At 68.9% G+C, this 15,887-nt stretch carries 16 protein-coding genes; 8 read left to right on the forward strand and 8 right to left on the reverse strand.

Going from position 1 to position 15,887, the window contains the following annotated elements; genetic code table 11:
* Positions 1-16: 16 nt before the first annotated feature.
* The 3 genes from scpB to nagZ are packed head-to-tail and all read right to left on the reverse strand — an operon-like array spanning position 17 to position 2,567.
* Positions 17-736, reverse strand: coding sequence for an SMC-Scp complex subunit ScpB (gene scpB, locus B2G71_RS08665; RefSeq protein ID WP_346426933.1), 720 nt, complete (start codon positions 734-736; stop codon positions 17-19).
* The gene (locus B2G71_RS08670; protein WP_240530067.1) at positions 733-1,557 is read right to left on the reverse strand and encodes a ScpA family protein; all 825 of its coding nucleotides are present in this window, start codon (positions 1,555-1,557) and stop codon (positions 733-735) included. The genes scpB and B2G71_RS08670 overlap by 4 nt, the downstream gene beginning before the upstream one ends.
* Positions 1,554-2,567, reverse strand: coding sequence for a beta-N-acetylhexosaminidase (gene nagZ, locus B2G71_RS08675; RefSeq protein WP_098105368.1), 1,014 nt, complete (start codon positions 2,565-2,567; stop codon positions 1,554-1,556). Before nagZ ends, B2G71_RS08670 begins: the two co-directional genes overlap by 4 nt.
* Positions 2,568-2,868: 301 nt before the next feature.
* On the opposite strand from nagZ, the gene B2G71_RS08680 reads away from it, so the two are divergent.
* A complete protein-coding gene (locus B2G71_RS08680; RefSeq protein ID WP_098105568.1) occupies positions 2,869-3,684 on the forward strand; it encodes an SDR family NAD(P)-dependent oxidoreductase in 816 nt (271 codons plus the stop codon).
* Between the two features lie 34 nt (positions 3,685-3,718).
* On the opposite strand, the gene B2G71_RS08685 is transcribed toward B2G71_RS08680, so the two are convergent.
* Complete coding sequence (locus B2G71_RS08685) at positions 3,719-4,582, reverse strand: SPOR domain-containing protein (RefSeq protein ID WP_098105369.1); 864 nt, start codon at positions 4,580-4,582, stop codon at positions 3,719-3,721.
* Entirely contained in the window at positions 4,579-6,324 is a 1,746-nt protein-coding gene (gene argS, locus B2G71_RS08690; protein WP_098105370.1) for an arginine--tRNA ligase, read from the reverse strand. The genes B2G71_RS08685 and argS overlap by 4 nt, the downstream gene beginning before the upstream one ends.
* A gap of 138 nt (positions 6,325-6,462) precedes the next feature.
* Here argS and miaB point away from each other — a divergent pair, with 138 nt between their 5' ends.
* Positions 6,463-7,797 carry a tRNA (N6-isopentenyl adenosine(37)-C2)-methylthiotransferase MiaB gene (gene miaB, locus B2G71_RS08695; protein ID WP_098105569.1) on the forward strand — a complete coding sequence of 445 codons (1,335 nt, stop codon included), beginning with the start codon at positions 6,463-6,465 and terminating at the stop codon, positions 7,795-7,797.
* Between the two features lie 13 nt (positions 7,798-7,810).
* On the opposite strand, the gene B2G71_RS08700 is transcribed toward miaB, so the two are convergent.
* Positions 7,811-8,299, reverse strand: a complete 489-nt coding sequence (locus B2G71_RS08700) for an RcnB family protein (RefSeq protein ID WP_098105371.1) — start codon at positions 8,297-8,299, stop codon at positions 7,811-7,813.
* A 256-nt stretch (positions 8,300-8,555) separates the two neighbouring features.
* Here B2G71_RS08700 and B2G71_RS08705 point away from each other — a divergent pair, with 256 nt between their 5' ends.
* The 5 genes from B2G71_RS08705 (at position 8,556) to B2G71_RS08725 (ending at position 12,729) form a co-directional block, all read left to right on the forward strand.
* Positions 8,556-9,590, forward strand: coding sequence for a PhoH family protein (locus B2G71_RS08705; protein ID WP_098105372.1), 1,035 nt, complete (start codon positions 8,556-8,558; stop codon positions 9,588-9,590).
* A gap of 20 nt (positions 9,591-9,610) precedes the next feature.
* A complete protein-coding gene (ybeY, locus tag B2G71_RS08710; RefSeq protein ID WP_098105373.1) occupies positions 9,611-10,108 on the forward strand; it encodes an rRNA maturation RNase YbeY in 498 nt (165 codons plus the stop codon).
* Positions 10,109-10,123: 15 nt separating this feature from the next.
* Positions 10,124-11,041, forward strand: coding sequence for a hemolysin family protein (locus tag B2G71_RS08715; RefSeq protein ID WP_098105374.1), 918 nt, complete (start codon positions 10,124-10,126; stop codon positions 11,039-11,041).
* 62 nt (positions 11,042-11,103) lie between these two features.
* On the forward strand, positions 11,104-11,988 hold the full coding sequence (locus tag B2G71_RS08720) for a LysR substrate-binding domain-containing protein (protein ID WP_098105375.1): 885 nt from the start codon (positions 11,104-11,106) through the stop codon (positions 11,986-11,988).
* An 18-nt stretch (positions 11,989-12,006) separates the two neighbouring features.
* On the forward strand, positions 12,007-12,729 hold the full coding sequence (locus B2G71_RS08725; RefSeq protein ID WP_098105376.1) for a DUF2059 domain-containing protein: 723 nt from the start codon (positions 12,007-12,009) through the stop codon (positions 12,727-12,729).
* Between the two features lie 61 nt (positions 12,730-12,790).
* Here B2G71_RS08725 and B2G71_RS08730 read toward each other — a convergent pair whose 3' ends face one another.
* Both B2G71_RS08730 and B2G71_RS08735 read right to left on the reverse strand, forming a co-directional pair.
* Positions 12,791-13,744: a DUF2974 domain-containing protein gene (locus B2G71_RS08730; RefSeq protein WP_141521531.1), complete on the reverse strand. Its 954-nt coding sequence runs from the start codon at positions 13,742-13,744 to the stop codon at positions 12,791-12,793.
* Positions 13,745-13,833: 89 nt separating this feature from the next.
* Positions 13,834-14,301: a peptidylprolyl isomerase gene (locus tag B2G71_RS08735; RefSeq protein WP_098105378.1), complete on the reverse strand. Its 468-nt coding sequence runs from the start codon at positions 14,299-14,301 to the stop codon at positions 13,834-13,836.
* 134 nt (positions 14,302-14,435) lie between these two features.
* On the opposite strand from B2G71_RS08735, the gene mgtE reads away from it, so the two are divergent.
* Positions 14,436-15,863 (forward strand): magnesium transporter, encoded by a 1,428-nt coding sequence (mgtE, locus tag B2G71_RS08740; protein WP_098105379.1) that lies wholly within the window; start codon positions 14,436-14,438, stop codon positions 15,861-15,863.
* The last annotated feature ends 24 nt before the right edge of the window (positions 15,864-15,887 follow it).

Here is a 15,887-nt window from a genome sequence, read left to right on the forward strand (position 1 = left end):
TGCGTTCGAGGGCTCTCTAGGCGTTTTCGCCCGGATGCGCCAGCCCGGATGCGGCCTCGTCCGTAACCGGTTCGCCGAAGTCTTCGGTGTCCTGTTCGCCCGTATCCTCGGCTTCCTCGGCCTCCCGCGCGCCGCTTGCGCCGCGCAGCGCCTCGATCTCCGCCTCGAACACGTCGTCGACCGGATCGAGCAGCCCGGCGGCGCGCAATTCGTCGACACCGGGCAATTCCTTGAGCGATCGCAGCCCGAAATGTGCGAGGAATTCGGGCGTCGTCGCGTAGATCACCGGCCGCCCCGGCACCTCGCGCCGTCCCGCGACGCGCACCCAGCCCGCCTCCATCAGCACGTCGAGCGTGCCCTTCGCGGTCTGGACGCCGCGAATCGATTCGATCTCGGCGCGGCTGACCGGTTCGTGATAGGCGACGATCGCCAGCACTTCCGTGGCCGCGCGCGAGAGGCGCCGCACGTCCTCCTTCTCGCGCCGCAGCAGATGCGCGAGATCGGGCGCGGTCTCGAAGTGCCAGCGCTTGCCGCGCTCCACGAGGCGAATGCCGCGCCCTTCGTAGTGCGCCTGCAGCTCCGCCAGCGCGGGCCGGACCTGCGCGTTGCCGAGGTGCGCGGAGATCTGCTCGACGGTCATCGGCTGCTCGGCCGCGAACAGTGTCGCCTCGACCGCGCGGACGAGATCGTCGATGCCGGGCGCGACCGGCGAATCGGGGACCGGTGCCAGGATCACGCGCGCACCGCCTTCAGCCGCAACGGCCCGAAAATCTCGTCCTGCGCCAGTTCGGCCTTGCCGGTGCGCGCCAGTTCGAGCGCGGCGACAAAGCTGGAGGCGAGCGCCGACTTGCGAAGCCGCGGGTCGGCCCAGTCCCCCTCGCGGCGCGCGGGCAGAAAATCGCGCAGTTCCATCCAGTCGAGCGTGACGCCGAGCATCGAGGAGACGCGCTGCAAGGCGCTGTCGAGCGTCATCACCATGCGCTCGCGCACCATATGCACCACCGGCTCGGTGCGGATCCTGACGTCACCGTAAGCGCGCACGAGGTCGAACCACTCGCATTGCCAGCGATTGCGGCGGTCGACCCGCAGGCCCTCGGGGGCGCCGCGCGCGAAGACGTCGCGGCCCAGCCGGTCGCGGCCCATCAGCCGCGCGGCAGCCTCGCGCATCGCGCCCAGCCGCTGGAGCCGCAGTTGCAGGCGCAGCGCCAGTTCCTCGGGGCTCGGGTCCTCCTGCTCCTCGCGCGGCAGCAGCAACGCCGACTTGAGGTAGGCGAGCCAGGCGGCCATCACCAGATAGTCGGCCGCGAGTTCCAGCCGCAGCGCTTCGGCGCGATCGATATAGGTCAGGTACTGGTCGACCAGTTCGAGGATCGAGATCCGCCGCAAGTCCACCTTCTGCCGCCGTGCGAGGTCGAGCAGCAGGTCGAGCGGCCCTTCCCAGCCCTCGATCTCGATATAGAGCGCCTCCTCGCGCGTTTCCGTGCGCGCGACGGCGACGCCTTGCCAGTCCGCACCGTCGCCCCCTTCGGGCGTGCCGGGCAGGACTTCGACACTCACGCCTGCGCCGCCTGGATCAACGCGTCCCGCCGCGCCGCGAGCTCGGCCTGATCGCCCGCGGTGCCCGAATCGCCCACCGCGGTAAGCGCGCGCTTGAGCCGCAGCGCGGTCTCGTCCGACATCACGGGCAGCGCTTCGGCGATGCCGGTCATGTCGTCCATCTTCGCCCAGCAGTTGAGCGCGATGTCGCAGCCCGCCGCGATCGCGCGCGCGGCGCGTTCGGGCACCGTGCCGTCGAGCGCTTCCATGTCGAGGTCGTCGGTCAGCAGCAGCCCGGCAAAGCCGATCCGGGTGCGGATCACATCGCGCACCACGGTGGGCGAAAGCGTGCCCGGATTCTCCGCGTCCCAGGCGGTGTAGCGCACGTGCGCGGTCATCCCGACGGGCGAATCGGCCAGCGCGCGGAAGGGCTGGAGATCGGCCTCGAGCTCCTCCGCGGTGGCTTCGACCGTGGGCAGTTCCTTGTGGCTGTCGGCCATGGCGCGCCCGTGGCCCGGCATGTGCTTGATGCAGCCGACGATCCCGGCACGCGCGAGACCCGCCAGCGTGGCCCGTCCGAGCGCGGCGACGCGCATCGGGTCCGAGCCGAGCGCGCGGTCGCCGATCACGTCGTGCGCGCCGGGCTGGCGGACGTCGAGCGAGGGATGGCAATCGACGCTGACGCCGACTTCGGCGAGATCGAGCCCCAGTGCCTCGGCGTTGACCCGCGCCGCTTCGATCGCGCTGCCGGGCGCCACGTCGTAAAGCCGGTCGAAAACCTCGCCGGGCGGATAGGCGGGCCACACCGGGGGCTTCATCCGCGCCACGCGCCCGCCTTCCTGATCGATGCAGACGAACAGCCGCTCGCGCCCGTGGATCGCGCGCAGCGCGTCGGTCAGCGCGCGCACTTGCTCGCGGCTTTCGATGTTGCGGCCGAACAGGATGTAGCCGGCCGGGTCGCAGTCGCGGAAGAACGACCGCTCGTCATCCGAGAGCGTCAGCCCCGCCAGTCCGAATATCGCAGGAACCATGGGCGAAAGTTCGCAGGATGAGGGGGTTTTCGCAAGCTGAGGGGACTACGCAGGTGTGGGAAACGCCCGCCGATGCGCGGCGAATTGCGACGGGCCGGATCGGTTGGGTCGTACCGAGCGCCTCCTCCGATTTGCATTGGACACCTCGAAGAGACGAGTGCATCACCCGATGGTGGTCTTTGCCCGCGCGATCGGCGCGCCGGGATCACAGGGCGGAAAGACCCGGGAGAGGAGAGCGTATGCCGGCCACGGTTTGCCTTGGTGCAGCCGGGCCGTCTGCGCGCGAGCAGGGAAAGCGATGATGGACATAGCGAAATACGGACCCTGGGCATTGGTCGTCGGCGGCTCGGAAGGCGTCGGCGCGGCGTTCGCGCGCATGCTCGCCGCGGACGGCTTCAAGCTGGTTCTGGTGGCGCGCAAGCCGGCACCGCTGGACGAACTCGCCGAGGAATTGCGCGGCGCGGGCGCGGAAGTGCGCACCGTTTCGGTCGATCTCGCCAGGCCCGACGCGCTCGAGCGCGTGCGCGCGGCGACCGACGGGATCGAGGTGGGGCTGCTGATCTACAACGCCGGGGCGAACAATACCCGCGGACGCTTCGTCGAACTGCCCGAGGACGTGACGCAATCGGTGATCGCCATAAACGTGCTCGGGCAAGCGAACTTCACGCGCCACTATGGCGCGCTCATGGCGCAGCGCGGCCGGGGCGGGATCATCCTGGGCGGATCGCTGAGCAGCTATCTCGGCTCGCCGACGCTCGCGGCCTATACCGGCGCGAAGGCGTTCAGCCGCATTTTCTCGGAGGCATTGTGGGCGGAGATGGCGCCGCTCGGCGTCGACGTGCTGCACCTCAACATCGGCTTCACCGCGACTCCGGCGATGCAGCGGCTCGGCATGCCGGTCGATCTCGCCGAAACGCCCGAACAGGTCGCGAAGGAAGGTCTCGAGAATATCTCCAAGGGGCCGGTCCGCATCGTCAGCACGCCCGGAAATCTCGAAAGAGCAAGGCTGATCAACGGCATCGACAACCGCGCCGAGACCGTGCTGGCGCACGCGATCGCCCCGCGCGAACAGACCGCGCAGGCGGCAAGAGAGCAGCGCGAGCTGGCGGGCGGCTGAGAGGTCCCGGCGCGCCGGCCCTGTCGCTGACGGCCTAGTTCTTCACCTGGCAGGGAATCCGCGCGGCCTTGAGGTCGCCGCACAGGCTGTCGGCGGCGGCGCGATCGCCGGGGAGCGCCTGGAGCCGGTAGACCTTGCCGATATCGGCCTGCCCCTCGACGATGCGGTAGCGCATCCCCGCAAGTCCCTCGTACTGGCCGACGAGGCTCTGCCAGCCCTTCTCGGCCAGATCGCGGGTCGAATAGGCGCCCACCTGCACCCCCGGCCCGCTGGGCGGCGGTGCGGACGAGGCGGCCTCGCCGGGCGCATCCTTCTCGGCCGCCTTGGCCGCGGGCTTGTCGTCGCCTGCGCTGCCGACGCTCTCGAAGCCCGGGCTCGGCGCGGGTTCGGGATCGCCGACCTGCATGGTGCGCGTTTCGCCCTCGGCGACGGCGAAAGCGGTGTCGCCGGTGCCGCGCGCGACGCGGCCGCCGGGGTCCTCTGGCTTGACCTTATAAGGCCCGTCGGGCGCCTCGATGGTGCCGCCGTCGGCGACCAGCGCCTCGTCCGAGCCGGTGCGCGTCGCCCACCAGATTCCGCCGACCACGAGCCCGAGCAGCACGAGCGCGCCGACCGCCAGCAGGATCACCTGCCCCGCGCCGTGACCTTCGTATTCCTCTTCGTCGGGATCGCCCTCGAGCCAGGGAAGACGCTGGTCCTCATCGCCGAGTTCGAGCTGCGCGGGTTCATCGAAGCCTTCCTGCGCGGGGTCCGCCGGCTCGGGTTCCGGCTCATCGAAATCGGCGTAGTCCTCGCGCGCTTCCTCCTCGGCGAACGGCGAGTCGCCCTCTTCGGCGAAAGGATCGAACGGCTTTTCGCGATCGTCCTTCGAGCCATCCTCCCAGTTCGATGTCGTCACATTTCCTCCACCGCCTCGACGCCGAGCAGCGACAAGCCGTTCCGTACAAGCTGCCCGATCTGGGCCGCGAGGAAAAGCCTAGCACCCGTCAGGTTACCATCTTGTACCACGATGAACCGCTTTTCGATCCGGTCATTCCCGAGGTTCCAGTAGCCATGGAAAGCGGCGGCGAGATCGCCGAGGAAGAAGGCCACGCGATGCGGCTCGCGCGCGGCGGCGGCGGCCTCGACGATGCGCGGATACTGCGCGGCGAGCTTGATGAGCTCAAGTTCCTCCTCGCCGAGCAGCTCGACGTTCTCGCCCGATGGGGCGAGACCCTCGGCCGCCGCCTTGCGCAGCGTCGAGCAGACGCGGGCGTGCGCGTACTGGACGTAGAACACCGGGTTGTCCTTGCTGGCCTCGACCACCTTGGCGAAGTCGAAGTCCATCTGCGCCTCGGGCTTGCGGGTCAGCATGGTGAAGCGCACCACGTCCTTGCCGACCTCGCTCACGACATCGGCGAGCGTGACGAAGGTGCCCGCCCGCTTCGACATCTTCACGGGCTCGCCGTTGCGCAGGAGCTGGACCATCTGCACCAGCTTGACCTCGAAGGGGATCGGATCGCCGTCCGCCCCGGTCATCGCCGCGACCGCGGCCTTGATGCGCTTGACCGTGCCCGCGTGGTCCGCGCCCCAGATATCGACCAGCGCGTCGGCGGTCTGCGCCTTCTGGAAGTGATAGGCGAGATCGGCGCCGAAGTAGGTCCACGAGCCGTCCGACTTCCGGATCGGGCGGTCCTGGTCGTCGCCGAACCGGGTCGACTTGAACAGCGGCAGCTCGACCGGCTCCCAGTCCTCGGGCGTCTTGCCCTTGGGCGCCTCGAGCACGCCGTCGTAGACGAGCCCGCGCGCGCGCAGCCACGCCTCGGCCTCGGCCGGCTTGCCCGCCGCCTGGACCTCCGCCTCAGACGAGAACAGGTCGTGGTGGATGCCGAGCAGCGCGAGGTCGGCCTTGATCATGACCAGCATCGCCGCGACCGCCTTTTCGCGGAAGAGGACGAGCCAGTCGCTCTCGGGCGCGGCGACGTAGGCATCGCCGAACTCGCGCGCCAGCGCCTCGCCGACGCTCTTGAGGTAATCGCCGGGATAGAGCCCCTCGGGGATCTCGCCGATGGCCTCGCCGAGCGCCTCGCGGTAGCGCAAGTGCGCCGAGCGGGCGAGGACGTCGACCTGCGCGCCCGCGTCGTTGACGTAGTATTCGCGGACAACCTTGTGGCCCGCATGCTCGAGCAGGCTGGCAAGCGCGTCGCCCACCACCGCGCCGCGGCAGTGGCCCATGTGCATCGGCCCGGTCGGATTGGCCGAGACGTATTCGATATTGACCGTGGTCCCCGCCCCCATGGCGGACTTGCCGTAGTCCGCGCCCATGGCCGCGATCGCGCGCAACTCCGCGAGCCAGGCCGAGGGCGCGAGCCGCAGGTTGATGAAGCCGGGCCCGGCGATCTCGGCGCTGGTCACCGCCTCGAGCTTCGAAAGCTCGGCGACGAGCGCCTCGGCCAGATCGCGCGGCTTCATCCCGGCGGGCTTGGCAAGCACCATCGCCGCATTGGTCGCGAGATCGCCGTGGCTCGGATCGCGCGGCGGCTCGACCGTCACCGCGCTTCGCTTGAGCCCGGCGGGCAGGGTGCCCGCCCCTTCCAGCGCATCGAGCGCGGCGGAAAGGTGGCCTGCGAAGGCGGCGTAGAGGGTCTGGTTCGTACTCATGATGGCGCGCGCGTTAGCCCAAGCGCGCGCAAAGGGGAACAGCGCTGGTGCCGCTGCCGCCCGCCGGCGGTCCTTCGCCCGCGCGGCGGCGCCCTGCCCCCTGTGCAAATGCGCGAAATTCCGCTATCGGCGCGCGCCATGCAGAAAGTCGCGCCCCCCAGGACCTATCGGGTCAAGAGCTTCGGCTGCCAGATGAACGTCTACGACGGCGAGCGCATGGCCGAACTGCTCGGCGAGCAGGGCATCGCCCCCGCCCCCGAGGGCGAGGAGGCCGATCTCGTGGTGCTCAACACCTGCCACATCCGCGAGAAGGCGGCGGAGAAGGTCTATTCCGACATCGGCCGCCTGCGCCGCGAGGACGGCACCTCGCCGCTGATCGCCGTCGCCGGCTGCGTCGCGCAGGCCGAGGGCGAGGAGATCATGGCGCGTGCGCCCGCCGTGCGCATGGTCGTGGGGCCGCAGGCCTACCACCGCCTGCCCGGGATGATCGCCGACGCGGTCGAGGGCCGGCGCGTCACCGACACAGACATGCCCGCGGAAACCAAGTTCGACGCGCTGCCCGCCCGCCGCCGCGTCGGGCCCAGCGCGTTCCTCACGGTGCAGGAAGGCTGCGACAAGTTCTGCACTTATTGCGTGGTGCCCTATACCCGCGGCGCCGAAGTCTCGCGCCCCTTCGCCGCGCTGGTCGAGGAAGCCGCGCGCCTCGTCGATGCCGGCGCGCGCGAGATCACGCTGCTCGGCCAGAACGTCAATGCTTGGCAAGGCGAGGATGCCAGGGGCCGCGCGATCGGGCTCGAAGGCCTCGTCCGCGCGCTGGCCGCGCTGCCCGACCTGGCGCGTATCCGCTACACAACCAGCCATCCGGCCGACATGAGCGAGGCGCTGATCGCGGCGCATGGCGAGATCGGCAAGCTGATGCCGTTCCTCCACTTGCCGGTGCAATCGGGCAACGACCGCGTGCTCAAGGCGATGAACCGCAGCCACACCGCCGAAAGCTATCTCGCGATCCTCGACAGGGTGCGCGCCGCGCGGCCCGACATCGCGCTTTCGGGCGACTTCATCGTCGGCTTCCCGGGCGAGAGCGAGGCCGAGTTCGAAGACACGCTCGGGCTGGTCGAGGCGGTCGGTTACGCGCAGTGCTTCTCGTTCAAGTATTCGCCGCGCCCGGGCACGCCCGCCGCGACCATGGCGGACCAGATCGCGCCCGAGGTGATGGACGATCGCCTGCAGCGCCTGCAGGCCGCGCTCAACCGCGACCAGCTCGCCTTCAACGAGGCGAGCCTCGGGCGCACCTGCGAGGTTCTGGTCGAGCGCAAGGGCCGCCATCCGGGCCAGTGGCTGGGCAAGTCGCCCTGGCTGCAGTCGGTCCACTTCGAGGGCGAGGCGCAGGTCGGCGAGATCGTCACCGTGCAACTCGCCTCGGCGGGCCCCAACTCGCTGCGCGGAATACGCAAGGTCCCGGCCGAGGCGTGAGGTTGCCCGGCCGTTACCAGAAGAAGCCGCGGTAGACGACGCTCACGCGCCCGGTCTTGACCGCGACCATCACCACGTCGTTGCCGTAGCGGACCCAGCGATAGCCGGGACGCGGCGGCGGCAGGCGATAGGCGGCATAGTTGCGCACCCAGTAGCGGTCGGCATAGTAGGCCGGCGCGAAGCGATAGCCCACCGCGACCGGGCGATAGACATAGCCGCGCGGCCCGACATAGGCGGGACGGCGATAGAGGTTGCGGTGGCTCGCGCGGTAGTCGCGCCAGTCCTCGTTGCGCTCCTGGCGCGCGCGCGCGACGTCGTGGCGTTCGTCACGCACGTCGTTCGGCGTTCCGTAGCGCCGGGCTTCGCGCAGATCGTGCCGTTCCTCGCGCAACTCGCGCTGGCTGTGGCGCGCTTCGGCGGCGCTCTGGGCCTGGGCGGCGGGAGCGGCCGCAAGCGGCAGCGCGAGGCTCGCGCCAAGCAGTGCCAGTGTCGTTTTACGCATCGTCGGTCTCCTGTTACAGTGCAGGGGCATTGTCCGATTGCTTAGACACCACTCTGCCTGAACCGATCGGCAATCGCCGATGCAGATTCCGCTCATTTGTGTTGCAAGCTGTAACGTGCCCGGCAGAGAAACCGGTGGACGGACGGGTTATCCACGACGAAACCGGCGATCACGGCCCGTCCCGCGCTTGCCAGCGGCCGCCCGGCGAGCCATCAATAGACAACGGCGATACCACCGCTTTGTCCGAAAGGACCGCATGAGTCGAAAAGCCCACCGCGTCGCGCAAAACACGCTTGCAAAGACCGCCGATCGCCCCGGCCAGCGCCGCCGCTCTCGCGCCGAAATCGAATTCGAAGAGCCCAGTCTGCTCGGCATCCTGTTCGGCGAATTCGATGCGAACCTCGTGCTCGTCGAGAACCGGCTGGGCGTCTTCATCGCGGCGCGCGGCAACCGGGTCCAGATCGAGGGGCCCGAGGATGCGGTGGCCCGCGCGCGCGACGTGCTCAAGTCGATGTACGACCGGCTCCAGCAAGGCCAGGAACTCGATGCCGGCGCGATCGATTCGCTGATCGCGATGTCGGCCGAGCCCACGCTCGAAGGCATCATCACCGGCGAAGACACCGGCGCGCCGCCGATCATGATCCGCACGCGCAAGAAGACGATCGTGCCGCGTTCGGGCACGCAGATCGAATACATGCGGGCGCTCGGCCGCTCCGACCTGATCTTCGCGCTGGGCCCGGCGGGCACCGGCAAGACCTACCTCGCGGTGGCGCAGGCGGTCAGCCAGCTCATGACCGGATCAGTCCAGCGGCTGATCCTCTCGCGCCCGGCGGTCGAGGCGGGCGAGAAGATCGGCTTCCTGCCCGGCGACATGAAGGAGAAGGTCGATCCCTATCTGCGCCCGCTCTACGACGCGCTCTACGACTGCATGCCGCCCGAGCAGGTCGAACGCCACATCGCCAGCGGCGTGATCGAGATCGCGCCGATCGCCTTCATGCGCGGCCGCACGCTTGCCGACGCCTTCGTCATTCTCGACGAGGCGCAGAACACCACGCCCGCGCAGATGAAGATGTTCCTCACCCGCTTCGGCCAGAACAGCCGCATGGTGATCTGCGGCGACCCGCGCCAGGTCGACATTCCCGGCGGCGATTCGTTTTCGGGGCTCGCCGACGCGGTGGGCCGGCTCGAAGGCGTCGAGGGGATCGACGTGGTGCGCTTCGGCAAGGCCGACGTCGTGCGCCACCCCATCGTCGGGCGGATCGTCGAGGCCTACGAGGGCGAGGACGCCTGACCGGGACAGGCGCAGGCTTCATGCAACTCGACGTCTCGATCGAGGCCGACTGGCCCGAGCACACCGACTGGGAAGCGCTCGCCGCCCGCGTCGCCGAAGCGGCGGCGCACGTCGCGCCCGAACTGGCGCATGCGCGGCTGGCGGCCAGCGTGATGTTCGCGGACGACGCCGAAGTTCGCGTGCTCAACCGCGAATGGCGCGGCAAGGACAAGCCAACCAACGTGCTCTCGTTCCCGATGCTCGAGCCGTCCGACCTCGTCGATCTCGCGCCCGCCGGACCGCCCGAGATGCTCGGTGACATTGCCCTCGCGCTCGAGACCTGCGCGCGCGAGGCGGCGGACAAGGGTATCGCCGTGGCCGATCACGCCGCGCACCTGGTCCTGCACGGCCTGCTCCATCTCGCCGGATACGACCACGAAATCTCCGATTCCGACGCCGAGGCCATGGAGGCACTTGAAACAAAGGCTCTTGCCCTTATCGGGATCGCGGACCCATATGGCGGGTCTCACCAGTCTTGAGGGGCACGAACACCGATGGCCGACAATGGCCGTTACTCAGAAAACGGAGACCCGGACAGTAGCGGCTCGCTTTGGCGAGTGATCCGCAAACTGTTCGTTTCCGACGTCGATCAGTCGCTGCGCGCGCAGATCGAGGACGTCATCAACGAGCACGAGGGCGAATTCGACGCGGAAGGCGGGGCCAAGGGCGACCTTTCCCCGCTCGAACGCCAGATGCTGCGCAACCTGCTCCACTTCTCCGAGAACGACGCCGACGACGTCGCCATCCCGCGCGGCGAGATCATCGCGATCTCCGCCTCGGCGAGCTGGGCCGAGATCGTCGAGGCCTTCGCCGAGCATGGCCACAGCCGGCTGCCGGTCTACGGCGAGTCGCTCGACGAGATTAAGGGCATGATCCATATCAAGGACGTGTTCCCGATCCTCGCGCGCGGCGAGCCCGCCCCCGAGGACTGGACCATGCTGATGCGCCAGCCGCTCTATGTGCCCCAGGCGCGCGGCGCGCTCGACGTGCTGGCCGACATGCGCGCGCGCCGCACCCATCTGGCGATCGTCATCGACGAGTATTCGGGCACCGACGGGATCATCACCATCGAGGACCTGGTCGAGGAAATCGTCGGCGATATCGAGGACGAGCACGACGACGCCCCCGAGGAAATGCTGGTCGCGCTCGATGACGGGACGTGGGACGCCGATGCCCGCGTCGAACTCGACGATATTGCGGACAAGGTCGACGCCCGTCTTGCCGAAGTCGAAGAAGCCGTGGATACATTGGGCGGATTGGCCTTCGTTCTCGCCGAGCGGGTGCCCGAGGTCGGCAGCATGCTCGAACACGAGAGCGGATGGCGGATCGAGGTGACCGACGGTAACGAGCGGCACGTTACACGGCTGAAGCTTCATCCCCCGGCCGAGGACGAAGCCGAAGAGAGCGAATAGACCATGCAACCGGCTCGCGGCGTGTGTCGCCCGGCCAGACACGAGAGAAGCGAAGCCTAGACTTGCCCGTACGCCGCCTGCCTCCCTTGCGTGCTCTGGAAGCCTTCGTGCGCGTCGTCCGGCTCGGCTCGGCCAAGGCCGCCGCGAACGAGCTCGCGCTCAGCCCGTCGGCGCTGTCGCGCCGCGTCGCCGCGCTGGAGGATTTCACCGGCAAGCGGCTGTTCACCCGCCAGCACCAGGCGATGAAGCTCACCGACGAGGGCCAGGCCTTCTACAACGTCGTCGCGCCCAAGCTGGAAGAGCTTGCCGAGGCGGTCGAGAGCCAGGTCGATCGCGGACAAGTGCTGCGCCTGCATCTGGGCGTACCCTCGCTGTTCGGCGGCCAGCGCCTGTTCCCGCGCCTGCCCGAGCTGCGCCAGCTCCATCCCCGGCTGCATATCGACATCGACACCGGCCCGCATCTCGAGGCGCGGATCGGCGACTCGCTCGACGCCGCGATCGTGCTCAGCAAGGAGCCGGAGGAAAGCTTCTACAAGGTCCAGCTCGACCAGAACAAGGTCTACGCGATCGTCTCCAAGGAGATGGCCGATGAACTCGGGCCGAAGCCCGACCGCGACAAGCTTTCGCGCCAGACCTTCCTGATCCACAACGACCTGCCCGAAAGCCTCGATGCCTGGAAGGCGGCGATCGGGATGAGCGACCTCGAGCCGGCCTCGGTCGACCGCTTCGATTCGGGTCAGCTCGTGCTGGAGGCCGCCGCGCAGGGCCTCGGCATCGCGATCATGCACGACGACCACTTCCGCCGCTCGCACGACGGGCGGCTCTCCCGGCTTTACGACATCGATGTCGAGAGCCCATACCGCTACTGGTTCGTCTGCCGCCCCAAGGACCTCGAAAGCCGCCCGGTGAAGCTGTTCCACGGCTGGCTGGTCGAAGCGGGACTCTAGCCGGGAGGCCAGCCGGAGATGCGCATCCGCCCGACAGTGCTCTGTGCCCTTGCGGCGCTCGCGGCCGCGCCGCTCCACGCACAGGAAGCGCCGGCGCCCGCCGCGACGCGCATGGCCGCCGCCGAAAAGGCTGTGGCTGCGCTGCTGCCGCCCGGCACTTATGCGCGGATCATGGACGGATCGATGAACGCGATGCTCGATCAGGTGCTCGACAGCGTCTCGCGAATGCCGCTGCGTGATCTCGCCGCCGCCGGCGGGCTCGACGAGGAACGGCTCGCCGACATCGGCGAAGGCACGATGCGCGAGATGATGGAGATCCTCGATCCGGCCTATGACGAGCGCATACGCCTATCGACCCGCGCGATGGTGGGCGAGATGAAGGCGATGATGAGCAGCTTCGAGCCATCGCTGCGCGAAGGCCTCGCGCAGGCCTATGCCGCGCGCTTCACCGCCGAACAGCTCGACGACATCAACGCCTTCTTCGCCACGCCGAGCGGCGCGCTCTACGCGCGCGAATCCATGGTGCTCTACACCGACCCGGCGGTCATGGCGAAGATGCAGGAATTCATGCCGCGGATGATGAAGCAGATGCCGGCAATGCTCGAAAAGGTCCGGCAGGCCACCGCCGACCTGCCCGCCGCGCGCAAGTACGAAGACCTCGACGACGAGCAGAAGGCCCGCTTCGAAGCGCTGATCGGCCAGCCCGATCGGGGCACGGAGGCGAGCGGGCAGGAAGACTAGGATCAGGCCGTATCGGCGCGATGGGCATGCTTTGCGGCTCGCCTGAGCCCCGGGACTGGCCTCAGGGCGCCTCGGGCTCGGGCGGAGGCTGGCGGCCCCAGGCCGCCATCAGCGCCTCGCCCGGCGGCTGCGCGATCGCGTTTTCTGCGACCGAGGCCCGCGCGGCCGCTCCGTCCTTGGCGGCGATCCAGGTGAGGCACTCGGCGAGCTGGCGAATCTTGTGATCGGCGAAACCGCTCGATTCGGGCGCGCAGTTGATCTCGACCAGTTCCTGCGCCACCGGCATGCGGCGCTTGCGGATCTGGTCGAGCACGTCGCCGCGCTCGGCCACGACCAGCCGCGCGTTGTCGTTCGGCACGGCGGGCACGGTGTAGCGCGGCGAAGGATTGAAGGCATAGGCATCGGCGCCCTCGCGGTTCACCGACACGTCGAGCGCCAGCGCCCCTCCGAGCGAATGGCCGGTCACCACCACCGGCACCGACATTGCCGCCGCCTGCTGGTCATACAGCGCCAGCGCCTGCTCGTACTGCTCGGAGCCGAAGTTTCCGTGCAGCCAGTCCGATGCGGCAATGTCCGAGCCGCGAAAGGCGATCACGCGCTCGACCGGCGGCCCGCCCGGCGTCTCGCTGCGGTCGAACAGCGCATAGGCGAAGCCCGAATCCTCGCGCGGATCGCGCTCCACCTGCTTGAGCTGCGCTTTCAGCGCCTTGCGCTCGTCCTTGCCGGTCGCGGCATCGGCGATCCGTCGCTCGATCTCGCAAGTCGCGCGTCGCGGCAGCCGGTCGATCTCGCGGATCGTCGCGGGCAGCGCGAACTCGACGATGTCGTCGCAATAGGCGTTGCTCGATAGCTGGGCGTAGACCCAGCTCCGGTCCGCCGCCTCGCGCGTGAAGCCGCACCAGCCGTCCTTGCCGTTGCCGAGGCACGGACCGTGCGCCTGCGTCAGGTCGGGCAGCGCTCCGGCCGCGCACCCGGACAGCAGGAGGGCCAGCAGGACCGGCACGAGACGTCGCAAGCTAACCCCTTTACGTTCAGTGTCGCTGCGCGGGACTTACGCGGGTCTGGCGCGCCGACCAACCCGGCCGGACGGACAGGTCCGCCGCGTCAGCCCTCGCTGACGCTGGCCTTGACGATCTTGCCCGGATTGCGCGGCGGCTCGCCCTTGGGCAGCGCGTCGACATGCTCCATGCCTTCGACCACCTGGCCCCAGACGGTGTACTGGTTGTCGAGGAAGGTGGCGTCGTCGAAGACGATGAAGAACTGGCTGTTGGCCGAGTTCGGATTGGCCGCGCGCGCCATCGAGCAGATTCCGCGCACGTGGGGTTCGGCGTTGAACTCGGCCTTGAGGTCGGGCTTCTTGGAACCGCCCATGCCGGTGCCGTCGGGACAGCCGCCCTGCGCCATGAAGCCGTCGATCACGCGATGGAAGATGATGCCGTCGTAGAAGCCTTCGCCGGCGAGTTCCTTGATCCGCTCGACGTGGCCCGGCGCGAGGTCGGGGCGCAGCTTGATCTTGACGTCGCCCGTGCCGCTGCCGGTGTCGAGCGCGAGGGTGAGGTATTCGTCGGCCATGGAAGATCTCCTGAGGGTTTGGCGCCTCCCTATAGGAACCGTGGCGGCAATGTCACGGTCCTTGTCCCCGGCAACATCGGCAATCGCGGCACATCGCCTTGCGTTTCGCGGACACCTCCTTAGACCCCTCGACCATGACTCCCGAGGAACTCGAAGACGCCGTCTTGCCGAAGGCCGATGCGCCTGAGGACGAGGCGCCCGAGGAGGTCCACGACGAGGAAAACCGCCTCAGGCCCGAGTTCGTGCGCAACGTGCTCGATGCGCTCTACGAGGAGGACGAGGGCAAGGTCTACGACCTCGTCGAGCCGCTCCACCCCGCCGATGTCGCCGACCTGCTCGAGCTGACCGACGAGGAGGACCGGCTCGCTCTCGCCCGCGCGATCCGCGACCTGATGGGGGTCGAAGTGATCGCCGAGCTCAACGACCACGTCCGCGAGGCGCTGGTCGAGGGCCTGCCGCCCGAAGTCGTCGCGGGCATCGCCGAGCAGCTCGAGACCGACGACGCGGTGGCGATGATCGAGGACCTCGACCGCGAGGACCAGCGCGCGATCCTCGCCGAACTCGATCCGGAAGACCGCGTCGCCATCGAGGCGGCGCTCGCCTATCCCGACGAGTCCGCCGGCCGCCTGATGAGCCGCGAGTTCGTGGCCGTGCCCGAACACATGACGGTGGGCGACCTCATCGATTTCCTGCGCACCAACCGCGCGCTGCCGACCGACTTCTTCGAGGTGTTCATCGTCGATCCGATGCACCGGCCGATCGGCACCTGCCTGCTCTCGTGGATCCTGCGCGTGCCGCGCGCGATCCCGCTCCACGATGTCATGATGCGCGACCAGACGCTGATCCCCGTCGGCATGGACCAGGAGGAAGTCGCGCTGCGCTTCCAGAAGTACGGGCTGATCTCCGCCGCGGTGGTCGACGATGCCGGGCGGCTCGTCGGCCAGCTTACCGTCGACGACATCGTCCACGTCATTTCCGAGGAAGCGGGCGAGGACGCCCTGCTCATGTCGGGCGCGGGCGAAGGCGACATCCACGAACCGATCCGCAGCGCCTACTATTCGCGCGTGCGCTGGCTGGTGGCGAACCTAGGCACCGCGCTGATCGCCAGCCTGATCATCGCCGCCTTCGGCGCGGCGATCGAGAAACTGGTGGCGCTCGCGATCCTGATGCCGGTGGTCGCCTCGATCGGCGGCAACGCGGGCACGCAGACGATGGCGGTCTCGGTCCGCGCGATCGCGATGAACCAGCTCACCCGCACCAACACCCGGCGCATCCTGTGGCGCGAGATCCGCGTCGCGCTCCTCAACGGGGGCACCGTGGCGCTGCTGATCGGGCTGGCGACGGCGCTGATCTTCTCGCCGATGCTGGGTGCGGTGATCGCGGTGGCGGTGATCATCAACATCCTCACCGCCGGGCTCGCCGGCGTGCTGGTGCCCGTGCTGTTCGACCGGCTCGAGCAGGACCCGGCGGTCGCAAGCTCGGTCTTCGTGACGATGATCACCGATTCGATGGGTTTCTTCGCCTTCCTCGGCCTGGCCGTCGCGAGCGGACTGGTCGGCTAGGCGGCGCGTTCCTATCTCGGGTCC

Source organism: Novosphingobium sp. PC22D (assembly GCF_002556635.1).
Lineage (GTDB): Bacteria > Pseudomonadota > Alphaproteobacteria > Sphingomonadales > Sphingomonadaceae > Novosphingobium.

Coding starts and splice junctions, on each gene's coding strand:
- B2G71_RS08735 (WP_098105378.1), bottom strand. CDS start 14,301: ATGGCCGACGAATACCTCACCCTCGCGCTCGACACCGGCAGCGGCACG.
- B2G71_RS08725 (WP_098105376.1), top strand. CDS start 12,007: ATGCGCATCCGCCCGACAGTGCTCTGTGCCCTTGCGGCGCTCGCGGCC.
- B2G71_RS08680 (WP_098105568.1), top strand. CDS start 2,869: ATGGACATAGCGAAATACGGACCCTGGGCATTGGTCGTCGGCGGCTCG.
- B2G71_RS08715 (WP_098105374.1), top strand. CDS start 10,124: ATGGCCGACAATGGCCGTTACTCAGAAAACGGAGACCCGGACAGTAGC.
- B2G71_RS08700 (WP_098105371.1), bottom strand. CDS start 8,299: ATGCGTAAAACGACACTGGCACTGCTTGGCGCGAGCCTCGCGCTGCCG.
- B2G71_RS08705 (WP_098105372.1), top strand. CDS start 8,556: ATGAGTCGAAAAGCCCACCGCGTCGCGCAAAACACGCTTGCAAAGACC.
- nagZ (WP_098105368.1), bottom strand. CDS start 2,567: ATGGTTCCTGCGATATTCGGACTGGCGGGGCTGACGCTCTCGGATGAC.
- miaB (WP_098105569.1), top strand. CDS start 6,463: ATGCAGAAAGTCGCGCCCCCCAGGACCTATCGGGTCAAGAGCTTCGGC.
- argS (WP_098105370.1), bottom strand. CDS start 6,324: ATGAGTACGAACCAGACCCTCTACGCCGCCTTCGCAGGCCACCTTTCC.
- mgtE (WP_098105379.1), top strand. CDS start 14,436: ATGACTCCCGAGGAACTCGAAGACGCCGTCTTGCCGAAGGCCGATGCG.
- ybeY (WP_098105373.1), top strand. CDS start 9,611: ATGCAACTCGACGTCTCGATCGAGGCCGACTGGCCCGAGCACACCGAC.